The sequence below is a fragment of the Chromobacterium sphagni genome, assembly GCF_001855555.1.
Taxonomy (GTDB): Bacteria; Pseudomonadota; Gammaproteobacteria; order Burkholderiales; family Chromobacteriaceae; genus Chromobacterium; species Chromobacterium sphagni.
In genome coordinates this window covers 13,773-30,394 of the sequence record NZ_MKCT01000094.1, presented here as the reverse complement: position 1 = coordinate 30,394, position 16,622 = coordinate 13,773, and the positions used below count along the sequence as shown (strand labels likewise).

The following is a 16,622-nucleotide window of genomic DNA, read 5'->3' as shown; positions in this document are numbered from 1 at the left end:
TCGGGATGGGAAGGCGTGGGACCACCTCGCTATGGCCACCAGACATAAACTGGTACAAACTCAAGAAGCCTGAACTCGTCTCTCAACGCGTTCTGAATATTTTTTCGGGTACTCAATTGTGTCGCACTCACACTCCATCTTCGTCACTCAGTTTCCCAAGCACTCAAATGATAGGATCAAGCCTCACGAGCAATTAGTATCGGTTAGCTTCACGCCTCACAGCGCTTCCACACCCGACCTATCAACGTCCTGGTCTCGAACGACTCTTCAGGGAGGTCTAGCCTCCAGGGAAGTCTCATCTTCAGGCGAGTTTCCCGCTTAGATGCTTTCAGCGGTTATCTCTTCCGAACTTAGCTACCCGGCGATGCCACTGGCGTGACAACCGGTACACCAGAGGTTCGTCCACTCCGGTCCTCTCGTACTAGGAGCAGCCCCCGTCAAACTTCCAACGCCCACTGCAGATAGGGACCAAACTGTCTCACGACGTTTTGAACCCAGCTCACGTACCACTTTAAATGGCGAACAGCCATACCCTTGGGACCGGCTACAGCCCCAGGATGTGATGAGCCGACATCGAGGTGCCAAACACCGCCGTCGATGTGAACTCTTGGGCGGTATCAGCCTGTTATCCCCGGAGTACCTTTTATCCGTTGAGCGATGGCCCTTCCATACAGAACCACCGGATCACTATGTCCTGCTTTCGCACCTGCTCGACTTGTCGGTCTCGCAGTTAAGCTACCTTTTGCCATTGCACTATCAGCACGATTTCGACCGTACCTAGGTAACCTTCGAACTCCTCCGTTACACTTTGGGAGGAGACCGCCCCAGTCAAACTGCCTACCATGCACTGTCCCCAATCCGGATCACGGACCAAGGTTAGAACCTCAAAGGGGTCAGGGTGGTATTTCAAGGTTGGCTCCACCTGAACTAGCGTCCAGGCTTCATAGCCTCCCACCTATCCTACACAAACCACTTCAAAGTCCAATGCAAAGCTACAGTAAAGGTTCACGGGGTCTTTCCGTCTAGCAGCGGGTAGATTGCATCTTCACAAACACTTCAACTTCGCTGAGTCTCAGGAGGAGACAGTGTGGCCATCGTTACGCCATTCGTGCGGGTCGGAACTTACCCGACAAGGAATTTCGCTACCTTAGGACCGTTATAGTTACGGCCGCCGTTTACCGGGGCTTCGATCAAGAGCTTGCACCCCATCACTTAACCTTCCGGCACCGGGCAGGCGTCACACCGTATACGTCCACTTTCGTGTTGGCACAGTGCTGTGTTTTTGTTAAACAGTCGCAGCCACCGATTCTCTGCGACCTGTCATAGCTTCAGACGCGAAGTCTTACACCACAACAGGCATACCTTCTCCCGAAGTTACGGTATCAATTTGCCGAGTTCCTTCTCCTGAGTTCTCTCAAGCGCCTTAGAATTCTCATCCTGCCCACCTGTGTCGGTTTGCGGTACGGTTCTTGTGTAGCTGAAGCTTAGTGGCTTTTCCTGGAAGCGTGGTATCAGTCACTTCAGGTCCGTAGACCCTCGTTATCACGTCTCGGTGTTAAAGAAGAGCGGATTTGCCTACTCTTCACACCTACCGGCTTGAACAGACTATTCCAACAGTCTGCTGACCTAACCTTCTCCGTCCCCACATCGCACTACACAAAAGTACGGGAATTTTAACCCGTTTCCCATCGACTACGCTTTTCAGCCTCGCCTTAGGGGCCGACTCACCCTACGCCGATGAACGTTGCGTAGGAAACCTTGGGCTTTCGGCGAGCGGGCTTTTCACCCGCTTTATCGCTACTCATGTCAGCATTCGCACTTCTGATATCTCCAGCATGCCTCTCGACACACCTTCACAGACCTACAGAACGCTCCCCTACCACGGACACATTTGACTGTGCCCATCCGCAGCTTCGGTTATCAGTTTGAGCCCCGTTACATCTTCCGCGCAGGACGACTCGACCAGTGAGCTATTACGCTTTCTTTAAATGATGGCTGCTTCTAAGCCAACATCCTGGCTGTCTATGCCTTCCCACTTCGTTTACCACTTAACTGATCATTTGGGACCTTAGCTGGCGGTCTGGGTTGTTTCCCTCTTGACAATGGACGTTAGCACCCACTGTCTGTCTCCCATGCTGGCACTTTCCGGTATTCAGAGTTTGCCATGGTTTGGTAAATCGCAATGACCCCTAGCCATAACAGTGCTTTACCCCCGGAAGTGATACATGAGGCACTACCTAAATAGTTTTCGGGGAGAACCAGCTATCTCCGAGTTTGTTTAGCCTTTCACCCCTATCCACAGCTCATCCCCTAGTTTTGCAACACTAGTGGGTTCGGACCTCCAGTGCGTGTTACCGCACCTTCATCCTGGCCATGGATAGATCACTCGGTTTCGGGTCTACACCCAGCGACTGATTCGCCCTATTCGGACTCGGTTTCCCTACGCCTCCCCTATTCGGTTAAGCTTGCCACTGAATGTAAGTCGCTGACCCATTATACAAAAGGTACGCAGTCACGGAACAAGTCCGCTCCCACTGTTTGTATGCATCCGGTTTCAGGTTCTATTTCACTCCCCTCCCGGGGTTCTTTTCGCCTTTCCCTCACGGTACTGGTTCACTATCGGTCGATCACGAGTATTTAGCCTTGGAGGATGGTCCCCCCATCTTCAAACAGGATTTCGCGTGTCCCGCCCTACTTTTCGTATGCTTAGTACCAAGAATGCGTTTTCGTGTACGGGGCTATCACCCACTACGGCGGTCCTTTCCATGAACCTTCCACTAACTCAATCTCTATCACATACAGGCTGTTCCGCGTTCGCTCGCCACTACTTACGGAATCTCGGTTGATTTCTTTTCCTTCAGCTACTTAGATGTTTCAGTTCGCTGAGTTCGCTTCCTCAGACCTATGTATTCAGTCTGGGATGACCCCTAAGGGCCGGGTTTCCCCATTCGGATATCGCGGGATCAAAGCTCTATTGCCAGCTCCCCCGCGCTTTTCGCAGGCTTACACGTCCTTCATCGCCTGTGATCGCCAAGGCATCCACCAGATGCACTTAGTCGCTTGACCCTATCATTTCAGTAACCTACGTCACTTCATGACAGAGCGTGTTTGCGCGACGACTGCACCGCCCCTTTTGATATGGCGACGCAGCCTTAGATACAATCAAATACCCAAGATGACGATTTGTCCGCGTACAGAATTAACTCTACGCTTTCATTTCGCCGTCTTATATATTCGGCTTCTTCAGTTTGTTAAAGATCGGGCGTTAAAATTACAACGCAAACAGAACCAAACTCTTCCGAGTTCGCTTGTGTTTGAGTTGTGGTGGAGGATGACGGGATCGAACCGACGACCCCCTGCTTGCAAAGCAGGTGCTCTCCCAACTGAGCTAATCCCCAACTGGTGGGTCTGGTAGGACTCGAACCTACGACCCCTGCGTTATCAACACAGTGCTCTAACCAGCTGAGCTACAAACCCAGTAAACTTCTACGCCAGCCCCACAAGGAGCTGGCTGCCCTTAACAGAATAACCGATAGGCTGTAAGTACTTGACGATCGCCTTCTCTAGAAAGGAGGTGATCCAGCCGCAGGTTCCCCTACGGCTACCTTGTTACGACTTCACCCCAGTCATGAATCCCACCGTGGTAAGCGGCCTCCTTGCGGTTAGCCTACCCACTTCTGGTGAAACTCACTCCCATGGTGTGACGGGCGGTGTGTACAAGACCCGGGAACGTATTCACCGCAGCATGCTGATCTGCGATTACTAGCGATTCCGACTTCACGCACTCGAGTTGCAGAGTGCGATCCGGACTACGATCGGTTTTATGAGATTGGCACCACCTCGCGGCTTAGCGACCCTCTGTACCGACCATTGTATGACGTGTGAAGCCCTGCTCATAAGGGCCATGAGGACTTGACGTCATCCCCACCTTCCTCCGGTTTGTCACCGGCAGTCTCATTAGAGTGCCCAACTTAATGATGGCAACTAATGACAAGGGTTGCGCTCGTTGCGGGACTTAACCCAACATCTCACGACACGAGCTGACGACAGCCATGCAGCACCTGTGTTACGGCTCCCTTTCGGGCACCAAGCCATCTCTGGCAAGTTCCGTACATGTCAAGAGCAGGTAAGGTTTTTCGCGTTGCATCGAATTAATCCACATCATCCACCGCTTGTGCGGGTCCCCGTCAATTCCTTTGAGTTTTAACCTTGCGGCCGTACTCCCCAGGCGGTCAATTTCACGCGTTAGCTACGCTACCAAGGATTCAAACCCCCAACAGCTAATTGACATCGTTTAGGGCGTGGACTACCAGGGTATCTAATCCTGTTTGCTCCCCACGCTTTCGTGCATGAGCGTCAGTGTCATCCCAGGGGGCTGCCTTCGCCATCGGTATTCCTCCGCATCTCTACGCATTTCACTGCTACACGCGGAATTCTACCCCCCTCTGACGCACTCTAGTCTTGCAGTCTCCAATGCCGTTCCCAGGTTGAGCCCGGGGCTTTCACATCAGACTTGCAAAACCGCCTGCGCACGCTTTACGCCCAGTAATTCCGATTAACGCTTGCACCCTACGTATTACCGCGGCTGCTGGCACGTAGTTAGCCGGTGCTTATTCTTCCGGTACTGTCATCCCCGCCAGGTATTAACCAGCGGAATTTCCTCCCGAACAAAAGTCCTTTACAACCCGAAGGCCTTCTTCAGACACGCGGCATGGCTGGATCAGGCTTGCGCCCATTGTCCAAAATTCCCCACTGCTGCCTCCCGTAGGAGTCTGGGCCGTGTCTCAGTCCCAGTGTGGCGGATCATCCTCTCAGACCCGCTACTGATCGTCGCCTTGGTGAGCTCTTACCTCACCAACTAGCTAATCAGACATCGGCTGCTCGTATAACGTGAGGCCTTACGGTCCCCCACTTTCCCCCTCAGGGCGTATGCGGTATTAATCCGGCTTTCGCCGAGCTATCCCCCATTACACGGTACATTCCGATGCGTTACTCACCCGTTCGCCACTCGTCAGCGGAGCAAGCTCCCTGTTACCGTTCGACTTGCATGTGTAAAGCATGCCGCCAGCGTTCAATCTGAGCCAGGATCAAACTCTTCAGTTCAATCTCATAGCAAATTTTCTGGCACGCAAGTTCAAAGAAATAAAACAAGTATTTCTTGTCTCTTGCAGTGCAAGTTTTTGGCTTTCGCCAAGCACTTACACCTATCGGTTATTCGTTCTGTTAAAGAGCAGTGCCGGCCGCTTCGAACACCGCCGGAACCTGTTTTGTTCGGCTTGTTTCGTTCGCTGCGTCAGCTGAGGAGGCGAACTATACCGCCGCGCCCTATCCTCGTCAACACCTTTTCGCAAAAAAGCGAGCAACGGCGGGCCGATCAGCCTCCAAGACCACGCAAGCAACTGATGAAAAAGAAGATATGAAGACGGGGTGTTTTACAACCCGGCCACAACAACCCCGCGCCGGTGCAAAACCTTGCCGCCCGCGCCATGAAAAACAGGCCGGCGTCGCCGCCGGCCTGTTTCAAACGCTCTATATAGTATGCGCGCTCAGTTCTTCTTAAGCCTAGCGAACGCCGCCGCCATCGCGGTATCGCCCGCCGGCACGCCCTGCGGGCCGCGTTGGCGCTGGCCTCCCGATGGGCGCGCATCGCTGCGCGGGCCGCGGGACGAACTCGCACCCACCTCGTCATCCAGCCGCATGGTCAGTGCGATGCGCTTGCGCGCCACATCCACTTCCAGCACTTTGACCTTGACCACATCGCCGGCCTTGACCACCTTGCGCGGATCGTCGATGAACTTGTTGGACAACGCCGAGATATGCACCAGGCCGTCCTGGTGCACGCCGATGTCGACGAAGGCGCCAAAATTGGCGACGTTGGTCACCACGCCTTCCAAGACCATGCCCGGCTGCAGATGCTTGATATCCTCGATACCATCCTGGAAGGTGGCGGTCTTGAATTCCGGACGCGGGTCGCGGCCCGGCTTGTCCAGTTCTTTCAGGATATCCATCACGGTAGGCAGACCGAAGCGCTCGTCGGTGTAGTCCGTTGCCCGCACCGACTTGAGGAAGGCCGAGTCGCCGATCAGCGACTTCATCTCGCGGCCGCTCTTGAGGACGATCTGTTCCACCACCGGGTAGGCTTCCGGGTGTACCGACGACGCATCCAGCGGGTTGTCGCCGCCGGCGATGCGCAGGAAGCCGGCTGCCTGCTCATACGTCTTGTCGCCCAGTCGCGGCACTTTCAATAGTTGCTTGCGGTTCTTGAACGCGCCGTTCTGGTCGCGGTAGGACACGATATTGGCGGCAAGTGTGGAGTTGAGGCCCGAGATGCGGGCCAACAGCGGCACCGAGGCGGTGTTGACGTCCACACCGACGGCGTTGACGCAATCTTCCACCACGCCGTCCAGCGCGCGCGCCAGCTGGCTCTGGTTGACGTCGTGCTGGTACTGGCCGACGCCGATGGATTTGGGATCGATCTTCACCAGCTCGGCCAGCGGGTCCTGCAGGCGGCGAGCGATGGACACCGCGCCGCGCAGGCTGACGTCCATGTCCGGGAATTCCTTGGCGGCCAGCTCCGAGGCGGAGTAAACCGACGCGCCGGCTTCCGACACCACGATCTTGGTCATGCCCAACTGCGGAAAAGCCTTGATCAGGTCCTGCGCCAGCTTGTCGGTTTCGCGGCTGGCGGTGCCGTTGCCGATAGCAATCAGGTCCACCTTGTGGCGCACGCACAGCGCGCCGAGGATGGCGATGGACTTGTCCCACTCGCGACGCGGCTCGTGCGGATAGATGGCGGTGGTGTCCAGCACCTTGCCGGTATCGTCCACCACCGCCACCTTGCAGCCGGTGCGCAGGCCGGGGTCCAGACCCAGGGTAGCGCGCCGGCCAGCCGGCGCGGCCAGCAGCAAATCGTGCAGATTGGCGGCGAAAACCTTGATCGCCTCGGCGTCCGCCGCTTCCTTCAGCCGCGACACCAGCTCCAGCTCCAGCGACAGGAAGATCTTGGCGCGCCAGGCCAGGCGCACGCCGTCCAGCAGCCACTTGTCGGCGGCACGGCCGGCGTCCTTGATGTTGAAGCGGTCGGCGATCAGCAGCTCATAGCCGGAACGCTCGGTGATAGGAGTTTCGTCGGGCTGGTATTTGAGCGCGACGTTCAACACACCCTCGTTGCGGCCCCGCAGCAATGCCAGTGCGCGGTGCGAGGGAATGGACTGGATATGTTCGCGGTGATCGAAATAATCGGAGAACTTGGCGCCGTCGGCTTCCTTTCCGGCGACCACCGTCGCCGCCAGCTCGCCTTCGCTCCATAGCTTCTCGCGCAAACGGCCCAGCAGTTCGGCATCCTCGGCGAAGCGCTCCATCAGGATGGCGCGCGCGCCATCCTGCGCGGCCTTGACGTCCGCTATGCCGGCCTCGGCGTTGACGTAGCCTTCGGCCAGCGCGGCCGGATCTTGCGACGAGTCGGCCAGCAGGCTGTCGGCCAAAGGCTCCAGGCCAGCTTCGCGGGCGATCTGCGCCTTGGTGCGGCGTTTGGGCTTGTAGGGGAGGTAGATATCTTCCAGCGTGGTCTTGTTGTCGCTGGCGTAGAGGGCCGCTTCCAGCTCGGGCGTCAGCTTGCCCTGCTCGGCGATGCTCTTGAGAATGCTGACACGGCGGTCGTCCAGCTCGCGCAGGTAGACCAAGCGTTCCGCCAGATTGCGCAACTGGGTATCGTCCAGGCCGCCGGTGACTTCCTTGCGGTAACGGGCGATGAAGGGAACAGTGGCGCCGCCGTCTATCAGTTCGATGGTGGCGGCCACCTGGGCCTCGCGGACGGCAAGTTCAGCCGCCAGGCGGCTGGAAAGGCTTTTCAACATCGGTTCTTATTCTTTCGAGTTGAACAAAAACCGCTACTGTAGCGCCATCCGCGCCAAAATCAAGCGGCAACCGGCCTTGCCAGCCAGGCCTGCGCCTCTTCTATCAGGTCGAAATACTGGACATGGGTGTGCGACAGCAGGCTGGCGATATGGGTGGCCAGCCTGATCCAGACATCGCCCACCACGATCGCCACGCGCCCCATTTTCTCCTCATGCGCGCGCATGAACCTCACCTCCTCCATCGCCATGTCCAGCGTGAAGTCCTTCAGCTCGGACAGGTCCAGCAGGATATCGGGCTTGGCGCGCTCGTCCAGCCGCTTGAGCAGCGCCTGCTCCAGCAGCTGGAAATCCGCCAGGGTGAATTCATTGAACAAGGCCACGTCCAGGCCATAATCCTGCTCGCGAATCGAGATCATCCACTTCTCCCTTCAGATTGTTATGTCCATCATGCCTGTATTCTAGCGCCGGCTGGCCAACATTCCGCTGACTACAATCAAGGCCATCGCCAGCAAAGACGACGGCGACAGCGCATCATTCCACATCCAGACGCCGATCAGGCTGGAGAACACCACGGTAAGGTAGGATAGGTTGGCAGCCGTGAGCTTGCGTCCAACCTTGTAAGCCCGAGTCATCGCCAACTGCGCCAACGTGGCGGTCACCCCCAGCCCCAGCAGCAGACCGACATTGTCCGCGGTTACCGGATGCCACCGCTCCAGCAGCATCAACAACAAACCGCCCAGCGTGGAGATCAGCGCGAAATAGAAGACCACCCGCCACTCCGCCTCGCCCTGCCGGCCCAGTTCCCGCACATGCAGGTAGGACCAGCCGGCCAGAAAGCCGGAAGCCAGCCCCATCAAGCCGGCGAACCACACCTCGCCGGACAGCGTGGGACGCAGCAGCAACGCCACGCCGGCAAAGCCCAGCGCCAGGCCTGCCACCGCGCGCGACGGCAGTTTCTCCTTCAGCAGCAGAACCGACAACAGCGCCAGAAACATCGGCGAGGTGTAGGTCAAGGTCGTCGCCGTCGCCAACGGCAGATGGGCGATGGCGTAAAACGATAGCAGCAGCGACACATAGCCTATCACTCCGCGCTGCAGGTGGTAGCGCAGCAGCGGCGTGGAGAAGCGCTCGCGCCGCCACAAGGCCGCCCCGCCCAAGGCCACGGCGCCGATCAGCGTACGCCAGAACACCAGCTCGGTCGAAGAGAAATGCCGCGCGCCCAGCTTGACGAACAAGCCCATCAAGGCGAACAACGCCGCCGCCACCACCATCCAGCCCGATCCCAGCCGGAACCCGCCCTGACTATCCTGCGTTACCACATCATTGCCTTTGCTTCACATCCCGCGAGGGGAAATCGATGACTTCACTTCCTGGCCAAGACCACGCTCAGGCAGATGGCTTCCATCTGGCGGCGATAGGTCTTGAATTCGGACGCGTTGGCGGTGCAGCGCGCCTCCAGCAGCCGGTTCTTGTCCACCAGTTGGATCACCTGCAGATTATGCCGCACGATCCACAGCCGGTTGGAGACGAAACGGCCATCGCGGTACTCGGTCACCAGCCGGCCCGCCTTGCTGTTGACGCGAACGAAGTTGGCCGCCTCGCGGTCGCCGTCCTCGCTGCGGAACATCGCCGCCAACCTGGGCAATGTGTCGTTCCGCCTGGGCCTGCGCACGCCGATCAGCACCTCGATGGCGGCGCGCTCGCGCTGATCCGCCTTGGGCGGCACCACGCGCAGCGCGCGCACGCCGTCGGTGACGCTGGGGCGCACTTTCCAGCCCGGCGGCAGGGTGAAGCGCACCTTGCTCACCGGGTCGGCATAGCTTGCCGCCAGCGCGGTGGAACTGCCCAGCAGCAGCACGCCCAAAAGAACCATGCGAGAAATTGCGGACATCGCCTTGGCCGTTGAGAGAATAAAAAAAGGCGCGGAATCCCGCGCCCCGGCATTATGGCATTCAACTGGCCGCTTTAACCAGCCAATGCCGAACCCATCTTGCGGCGATAGTACTCGTGGAAATGCTGCATGCCCTCCTCGGTGGGCGACTGATACGGCCCCACCTCGCTGACGCCGCTCATCCACAGCGCTTTGCGGCCCTCGTGCATACGGATGCAGATTTCGTCGTCTTCCTTGGCGGTTTCGAAATAGGCGGCCTGCTCGGCTTCGACGAACTCCGGTTCGAACCACACCACGTCTTCCGGGTAGTAAAACTCGGTGATCACCGTGCACTTCTCCGGGCCGCGCGGAATCACCACGCTCACCACCAGCACGTGCGGATACCACTCCACCATGATGTTGGGGTAGTAGGTCAGCCAGATCGCGCCGAACTCCGGCTGCATCTCGGCGTAGCGGCGGCGCACTTCCTCGTGCCACTTGCCGTATACCTTGGAGCCGGCGCGCGCCAGGCGATTTTTCACCCCCACAGTCTGCACATGGTAGCTCTTGCCCCACTCCCACTTCAGGTCGCCGCAATCGACGAAATTGCCGAGGCCGGGGTGGAAGGGATCGACGTGGTAGTCCTCCGAATAGACTTCGATGAAGGTCTTCCAGTTGAAGTCGTAATCGGCGCTTTGCGTCGAGTGGAAGGCGTAGCCGTCGAAAGTCATGTGCTTGGCCACGCCAAGCCTGGCCAGGTCCTCCATCACATTGCGGCGGGCGTCGAACAGCAGGCCGTTCCAGCGCGTCAGCTCGGTCTGGTTGAGCTTCAGGCACGGCGTTTCCGGAAAATGCGGCGCGCCCACCAGCGTGCCTTCGGCATCGTAGGTCCAGCCGTGCAGATTGCAGACGATATGGTTGCCGTTGCCGCGGCCCTTATAGATGACGGCCTGACGGTGGCGGCAGACATTGGAGATCAGCTTGACCTCGCCGCCGACGTTCTTGAGCATCTTGCCGTGTCCCAGCCAATCCAGCGTGTGATAGTCGCCGGCATTGGGCACCATCAGCTCGTGGCCGTAGTATTGGGGCGCATCGGCGAACAAAAGCTCTTGTTCCCTGGCGTAGAACGCGGGATCGAAATAGGTATGAATGGGTAGCTGAGCTGCAGATGCTTGAAGCAGCTGCGCGGAAGCCAGATCAGACATTATTCCCACACCTCCGTGGAAGAAGATATAAGACCAGCCGAATCTCGCTTGAGACGAGTTTGCGGGACTATCAAAAACAATCAATCAAAACAAGGCCGAACCTTGCATTACGAGGGCGGAATTATGCCCTCCCCCCTCCCCCGGGGCAAGCGTTAATTCTTCGTGACAATCGGAGCCAAGCCCCCTCCGATGGGGGGATATCGCCGCCAAGCCCTCTTATTGCAAACAATCCGCATGACAGTTAATGCAAATCAAAGACTTGCCACTTTGAGTGCGCCGCAACATTAGAAGTCATTAATTTATGGTGGTATACTCCGGCCATGTCATCGCACCATCGACTGTCAAAATTCCATCACAAGCTGGCTGGCAAGCGGCAAGGCGGAGTCCGCGCACCGCGCCAGACAGGCTAAGCCCTTGATGCGATGCGGCCGGTGGCGCAAAGCCGCCATGGCGCGTCCATACAAGTCAGGCTAGCCAAACCGGCCGCGATACGCTACCACACGGTAAGAAGGCCACCGCCGGAGCGCCCTCGGGCAAGCCGGCAGTCTGCGGCAGTTAATTGAGCGCAAACGCGTCACCATGGATTTTTTCACCGATTTCATCCGTTTTTTTCAAATTACATGTTCAAACCTATGAATTCCAGCATCCTCGTCATCAATTGCGGTAGCTCTTCCCTGAAATTCGCGCTGATCGACAGCCAGAACCACCAAGCCTGCCTGACCGGCCTGGCGGAAAAGCTTGGCCTGGCCGACGCCTACATCAGCTTCAAGTTCAACGGCGCCAAGGACACCCTGGCGTTGCAGGAAGGCAACCACTCCGGCGCCATGCACGCCATCCTGGAAAAGCTGCAGCAGCTGTCGCTGCTGGACAGCGTCAAGGCCATCGGCCACCGCGTGGTGCACGGCGGCGAGGTCTTCAAGGAATCGGCGCTGATCACCGATGAAGTGATCGCCGAGATAGAACGCTGCGCCAAACTGGCGCCGCTGCACAACCCGGCCCACCTGCTGGGCATCCGCACCGCCATCGAACAGTTCCCCGGCCTGCCGCAGACCGTGGTGTTCGACACCTCCTTCCACCAGACCATGCCGCGCAAGGCCTATCTGTACGCGGTGCCGATGTCGCTGTACCGCGAGCACAACGTGCGCCGCTACGGCTTCCACGGCACCAGCTACCGCTACGTGGCCGCCGAGGCCGCCAAGATGCTGGGCAAGCCGCTGGAAGAAACCGCGATGGTCTGCGCCCACCTGGGCAACGGTGCCTCGGCCACCGCCATTCTGGGCGGCAAGGGCGTGGACACCACCATGGGCCTGACCCCGCTGGAAGGCCTGGTGATGGGCACCCGCTCCGGCGACATCGACGGCAACATCTTCAGCTACCTGGCTTCCGAGCTGGGCCTGGACATCAACGGCGTCACCGACCTGTTGAACAAGAAATCCGGCCTGCTGGGCCTGTCCGAGTTGTCCAACGACTGCCGCGAGCTGGAAGAAGCCGCGCAGAACGGCCATCAGGGCGCCATCGTCGCGCTGGAAGTGTTCGCCTACCGCCTGGCCAAGCACATCGCCGCGCTGACCGTGGCGCTGGGCCGCCTGGACGCGTTGCTGTTCACCGGCGGCATCGGCGAGAACTCGTCCTTCCTGCGCGAAGCGGTGATCAAGCAGCTGGGCTTCCTGGGCCTGAAACTGGACGACGACGCCAACCGGGCCTGCATCCGCGGCAACGCCGGCCGCATCACCACCGCAGACTCCGTGCCGGCGCTGGTGATCAACACCGATGAAGAACTGATGATCGCGCAGGACACCGCCCGCCTGGTGGGCCTGGGCGCCTGAGCCGCACGAAGGTAATCAAGATGCAAACGTTTTTCCTTGCCCCGACCGGCTTCAACGCCGGCCTGACCTCGGTGTCGCTGGGCGCGATCCGCTCGCTGGAGCAGGCCGGCCTGCGCGTCGGCTTCCTCAAGCCCATCGCCCAGGGCACCCATGGCGACGAAGCGGAACGCTCCACCCACTTCGCCCACGCCATCTGCCGCCTGAATCCGCCGCAGCCGATCAGCATGGAGCGCGTCGAGCACCTGCTGTCGCAAGGCCAGGTGGACCAGCTGATGGAAGAAGTGGTCAGCTTGTACCAGCAAGCTTCGCAGAATGTCGACGTGGTGATAGTGGAGGGCCTGGTGCCCGACCAGAAGCAGGTCTTCTCCACCTTCCTCAACACCAAGATCGCACGCAACCTGCAGGCGCAGACCGTGCTGGTCAGCTCCGCCAGCGGCCACAGCGCCGCCGAGATCGCCGAACAGCTGGAGATGAGCATCCAGGCATTCGGCGCCCAGGCCGTCGCCGGCTACATCCTCAACCACGCGCCGCAGGGCGCGGACCGCAAGCAACTGGCCGGAGAAATCCAGCAGGTCGGCAGCCTGAAGAAGGCCGGCCTGCCGCTGCTGGGCGTGATCCCGCACCAGCCCGACTTGCTGGCGCCGCGCGCGCTGGACGTGGCGCGCCAGCTGAACGCCCGCGTGCTGCACGCCGGCCAGCAGTCCAGCCGCCGCGTGCGCAGCATGGTGGTGACTGCCCGCACCGCGCCGAACATCGTGTCATTGCTGAAGCCGGGCGCGCTGATCATCACCCCGGGAGAACGCGAAGACGTGGTGATGGCCACCTCGATGGCGGCGATGAACGGCGTGCCGCTGGCCGGCCTGCTGCTCACCTGCGACTCCGAGCCCGATCCGCGCATCCAGCAACTGTGCCATCAGGCTTTCACCGGCGGCCTGCCGGTGATGGCCACGGCGATGAATACCATGGACACCAGCAGCGCGCTGACCGCGATGAGCCCGCAAGTGCCGTCCGACGACCTGGAGCGGATGGAAAAGGTGATCGAACACGTCGCCGAGCATCTGGACGTGTCCTCGCTGAAAGAACGCGTAGGCGAGCCGCGCGAAATCCGCCTGCCGCCGCCGGCCTTCCGCTTCCAGCTTATGGAGAAGGCGCGCAAGGCCAACAAGCGCATCGTGCTGCCGGAAGGCAACGAGCCGCGCACCATCCAGGCCGCCGCCATCTGCCAGGAAAAGGGCATCGCCCGCTGCGTGCTGCTGGGCAACCGCGCCGAAATCCTGCAAGTGGCCGAGGCCCAGGGCGTAGTTCTGCCGGCGTCGGTCGAGATTCTGGACCCCAACGAAATCCGCGGCCAGTACGTCGACCCGATGGTGGAGCTGCGCAAGGGCAAAGGCCTGAACGCGCCGATGGCGCAGGCGCAACTGGAAGACACCGTGGTGCTGGGCACCATGATGCTGGCGTTGAACGAAGTCGACGGCCTGGTGTCGGGCGCGGTACACACCACCGCCAACACCATCCGCCCGGCGCTGCAACTGATCAAGACCGCTCCGGGCTCCAGCATTGTCTCCAGCGTGTTCTTCATGCTGATGCCGGAGCAGGTGTACGTCTACGGCGACTGCGCGGTGAACCCGGACCCGACCGCGGAACAGTTGGCCGACATCGCCATCCAGTCGGCGGACTCGGCTACTGCCTTCGGCATCACCCCGCGCGTGGCGATGATCTCCTACTCCACCGGCTCCTCCGGCAGCGGCAGCGACGTGGAAAAAGTGCGCGAAGCCACCCGCATCGCGCGCGAAAAGCGTCCGGACCTGCTGATAGACGGCCCGATGCAGTATGACGCGGCGTCGGTTGAATCGGTCGGCCGCCAGAAGGCGCCGGACAGCCAGGTGGCCGGCCGCGCCACCGTGTTCGTGTTCCCGGATCTTAACACCGGCAATACCACCTACAAGGCGGTGCAGCGCTCCGCCAACGTAGTGTCGGTGGGCCCGATGCTGCAGGGCCTGAGAAAGCCGGTGAACGATCTGTCGCGCGGCGCGCTGGTGGACGACATCGTCTACACCATCGCCCTGACCGCGCTACAAGCCGAACAGCAAGGCTGATCCCGCCCCTGCTGCTGGCCGATGCCGCTCGCACTTGCCGCGAGCGGCATTTTTCATATCCTGCAGCAACCGGACTTTGCGCCGGCATCCCGCTCCGTCCCGCGCCTCCCGGCAATTTTTCTCATGCCGGACCCGATGTGCATATTGCCGCTGATCAAACATTTGTTTTAAAGTGGCTGCCATCACGCCCGGTCAATAAAACCTTACAAATCAGGGCGATTCAATCTGGGACATCCTTGGAGGGGAATCCATGTCGATACAGGCCATCACAGAATGGTTCATGCCTGACGCAGTGCGCCAGGCACCGGAGCAGGCGATACGCGCCCGCACCGTAGTGGGCGTCGGCCTGCTCGCAGGCCTGATGGCGCCCTTGTTTGCCGTCGAATACCTGATGCTGGGCCATTACCCGATGGCCGAGGGCATCGCGCTGGGCGGGCTGGGCCTCTTGTGCGGCCCGCTGCTGCTCAGGCTCAGCGGCGCGGTGCGCTTCACCGCCGAATTCATCACCAGCTGCATGTACGCGATGGTGTGCTGGATGGTGTATGTCAACGGCGGCATCCTGTCCACCAGCCTGATGTGGTTCGCCGCCATCCCCTTCACCGCAGTATTCATCGGCACCCGCCGCTCCGGCATGTTCTGGCTGGCGATGTCGCTGATCGCCGTCGGCGTCGTGATGTGGCTGTCGTCGACGCCCGGCGGCATTCCGCCCAGCCCGCTGCCCCACGACGAGTTGCCCAAGCTGCAGGCCAAGTCGCTGGCCGGCCTGTCGCTGGTGGTGCTGGTCTTGGCGCTGGCCTTCGACAAGGCCAAGAGCAAGAGCTTTGAAAAACTGGAAAGCGCGCGCCAGGACGCCGAACGCGCCAGCCAGGCGCTGTCGCGGATGATGGAGCAGATCAGCCGCTCCATCCGCGACGCCTCCAGCGCCAGCCGCCAGATCGCCGACAGCACCGGCAGCATGGCTCTCACCATGGCCGAGCAGCGCGGGCGCTCGGAAGACATGGTGGTGGTGGCGCAGCAGATGGCGGTAGTCACCAGCCAGAACGCCGAGCAGTCCACCACCGCCACCCAGCTGGCGCAAACCGCCGGCAGCGCGGCGCTGGCCGGCGGCGAGGCGATGGACCAGGCGGTGACGCAACTGGGCCGCGCCGGCGAAGTGATAGGCCGCGCCGCCGGCCGGCTGGAGGAACTGGGCCAACGCAGCGCCGAAGTCAGCGGCATCGTGCAGCTGATCCGCGACATCGCCGACCAGACCAATCTATTGGCGCTGAACGCGGCCATCGAGGCCGCGCGCGCCGGCGAGCTGGGCCGCGGCTTCGCGGTGGTGGCCGACGAGGTGAGAAAGCTCGCGGAGCGCACTCAGAACGCCACCCAGGACATCGAAAGCAAGATCAAGGTGATAGTCGACGGCACCAACCAGGCGCTGGTGGCGATGCGCGACGGCAGCCGCCAGATGCAGGCCGGCCGCGACAATGCCCAGGACGCGCAACACAAACTCTCCGGCATCATCCGCGAAACCGGCGAGCTGGCCGGCCTGCTGGGCCAGGTGTCGCAGGCGGAAGCCAGCCAGAACCAGGGCTTCTCGCAATTCGCCGGCGACATCGTAGCCGTCGGCGAATCCACTCGCAGCCTGTCCGGCGAAACCCAGAACATCGCCGAGGCCATCCGCCGGCTGGATGCGCAGATGGAGAAGCTGCATCAGGCGGTGAGCCGGCAGGAGCCGGCCAGCGCGCAGGCCTCACAGCGGCGCGATCCGAGCTGGAACTGAAACG

General features: G+C 60.3%; 8 protein-coding genes, 1 tRNA gene and 2 rRNA genes. 3 read left to right on the top strand and 8 right to left on the bottom strand.

Features of this window, described 5'->3' with window-relative positions:
• Positions 1-172: 172 nt before the first annotated feature.
• The 8 genes from BI344_RS22300 to BI344_RS22260 form a co-directional block, all read right to left on the bottom strand.
• Positions 173-3,066 (bottom strand): 23S ribosomal RNA (locus tag BI344_RS22300).
• A gap of 334 nt (positions 3,067-3,400) precedes the next feature.
• A tRNA-Ile gene (locus BI344_RS22290) sits at positions 3,401-3,477 on the bottom strand.
• Between the two features lie 90 nt (positions 3,478-3,567).
• Positions 3,568-5,103 (bottom strand): 16S ribosomal RNA (locus BI344_RS22285).
• Together the 16S and 23S rRNA genes with 1 tRNA gene alongside form the textbook arrangement of a ribosomal RNA operon.
• Before the next feature lie 443 nt (positions 5,104-5,546).
• Entirely contained in the window at positions 5,547-7,856 is a 2,310-nt protein-coding gene (locus BI344_RS22280; protein ID WP_071114976.1) for a Tex family protein, read from the bottom strand.
• A gap of 59 nt (positions 7,857-7,915) precedes the next feature.
• Positions 7,916-8,272 (bottom strand): SpoIIAA family protein, encoded by a 357-nt coding sequence (locus tag BI344_RS22275; protein ID WP_071114975.1) that lies wholly within the window; start codon positions 8,270-8,272, stop codon positions 7,916-7,918.
• Between the two features lie 42 nt (positions 8,273-8,314).
• Entirely contained in the window at positions 8,315-9,127 is an 813-nt protein-coding gene (locus tag BI344_RS22270; RefSeq protein WP_083370341.1) for a DMT family transporter, read from the bottom strand.
• Between the two features lie 92 nt (positions 9,128-9,219).
• A complete protein-coding gene (locus BI344_RS22265) occupies positions 9,220-9,729 on the bottom strand; it encodes a hypothetical protein (RefSeq protein ID WP_241499451.1) in 510 nt (169 codons plus the stop codon).
• A 92-nt stretch (positions 9,730-9,821) separates the two neighbouring features.
• Complete coding sequence (locus BI344_RS22260) at positions 9,822-10,931, bottom strand: aromatic ring-hydroxylating oxygenase subunit alpha (RefSeq protein WP_071114972.1); 1,110 nt, start codon at positions 10,929-10,931, stop codon at positions 9,822-9,824.
• A gap of 632 nt (positions 10,932-11,563) precedes the next feature.
• Between BI344_RS22260 and BI344_RS22255 the strand changes: the two genes are divergently transcribed.
• From BI344_RS22255 to BI344_RS22245, 3 genes are all read left to right on the top strand, one after another.
• Positions 11,564-12,757 carry an acetate kinase gene (locus tag BI344_RS22255; protein ID WP_071114978.1) on the top strand — a complete coding sequence of 398 codons (1,194 nt, stop codon included), beginning with the start codon at positions 11,564-11,566 and terminating at the stop codon, positions 12,755-12,757.
• A gap of 20 nt (positions 12,758-12,777) precedes the next feature.
• Positions 12,778-14,853 carry a phosphate acetyltransferase gene (gene pta / locus BI344_RS22250; protein ID WP_071114971.1) on the top strand — a complete coding sequence of 692 codons (2,076 nt, stop codon included), beginning with the start codon at positions 12,778-12,780 and terminating at the stop codon, positions 14,851-14,853.
• 250 nt (positions 14,854-15,103) lie between these two features.
• Positions 15,104-16,618 (top strand): methyl-accepting chemotaxis protein, encoded by a 1,515-nt coding sequence (locus BI344_RS22245; protein WP_071114970.1) that lies wholly within the window; start codon positions 15,104-15,106, stop codon positions 16,616-16,618.
• The last annotated feature ends 4 nt before the right edge of the window (positions 16,619-16,622 follow it).

What these genes read in the sequence shown, in the direction of transcription:
- BI344_RS22245 (WP_071114970.1), top strand. Translation starts at nt 15,104, where the DNA reads ATGTCGATACAGGCCATCACAGAATGGTTCATGCCTGACGCAGTGCGC.
- BI344_RS22270 (WP_083370341.1), bottom strand. Translation starts at nt 9,127, where the DNA reads ATGGTGGTGGCGGCGGCGTTGTTCGCCTTGATGGGCTTGTTCGTCAAG.
- pta (WP_071114971.1), top strand. Translation starts at nt 12,778, where the DNA reads ATGCAAACGTTTTTCCTTGCCCCGACCGGCTTCAACGCCGGCCTGACC.
- BI344_RS22265 (WP_241499451.1), bottom strand. Translation starts at nt 9,729, where the DNA reads ATGGTTCTTTTGGGCGTGCTGCTGCTGGGCAGTTCCACCGCGCTGGCG.
- BI344_RS22275 (WP_071114975.1), bottom strand. Translation starts at nt 8,272, where the DNA reads ATGATCTCGATTCGCGAGCAGGATTATGGCCTGGACGTGGCCTTGTTC.
- BI344_RS22280 (WP_071114976.1), bottom strand. Translation starts at nt 7,856, where the DNA reads ATGTTGAAAAGCCTTTCCAGCCGCCTGGCGGCTGAACTTGCCGTCCGC.
- BI344_RS22260 (WP_071114972.1), bottom strand. Translation starts at nt 10,931, where the DNA reads ATGTCTGATCTGGCTTCCGCGCAGCTGCTTCAAGCATCTGCAGCTCAG.
- BI344_RS22255 (WP_071114978.1), top strand. Translation starts at nt 11,564, where the DNA reads ATGAATTCCAGCATCCTCGTCATCAATTGCGGTAGCTCTTCCCTGAAA.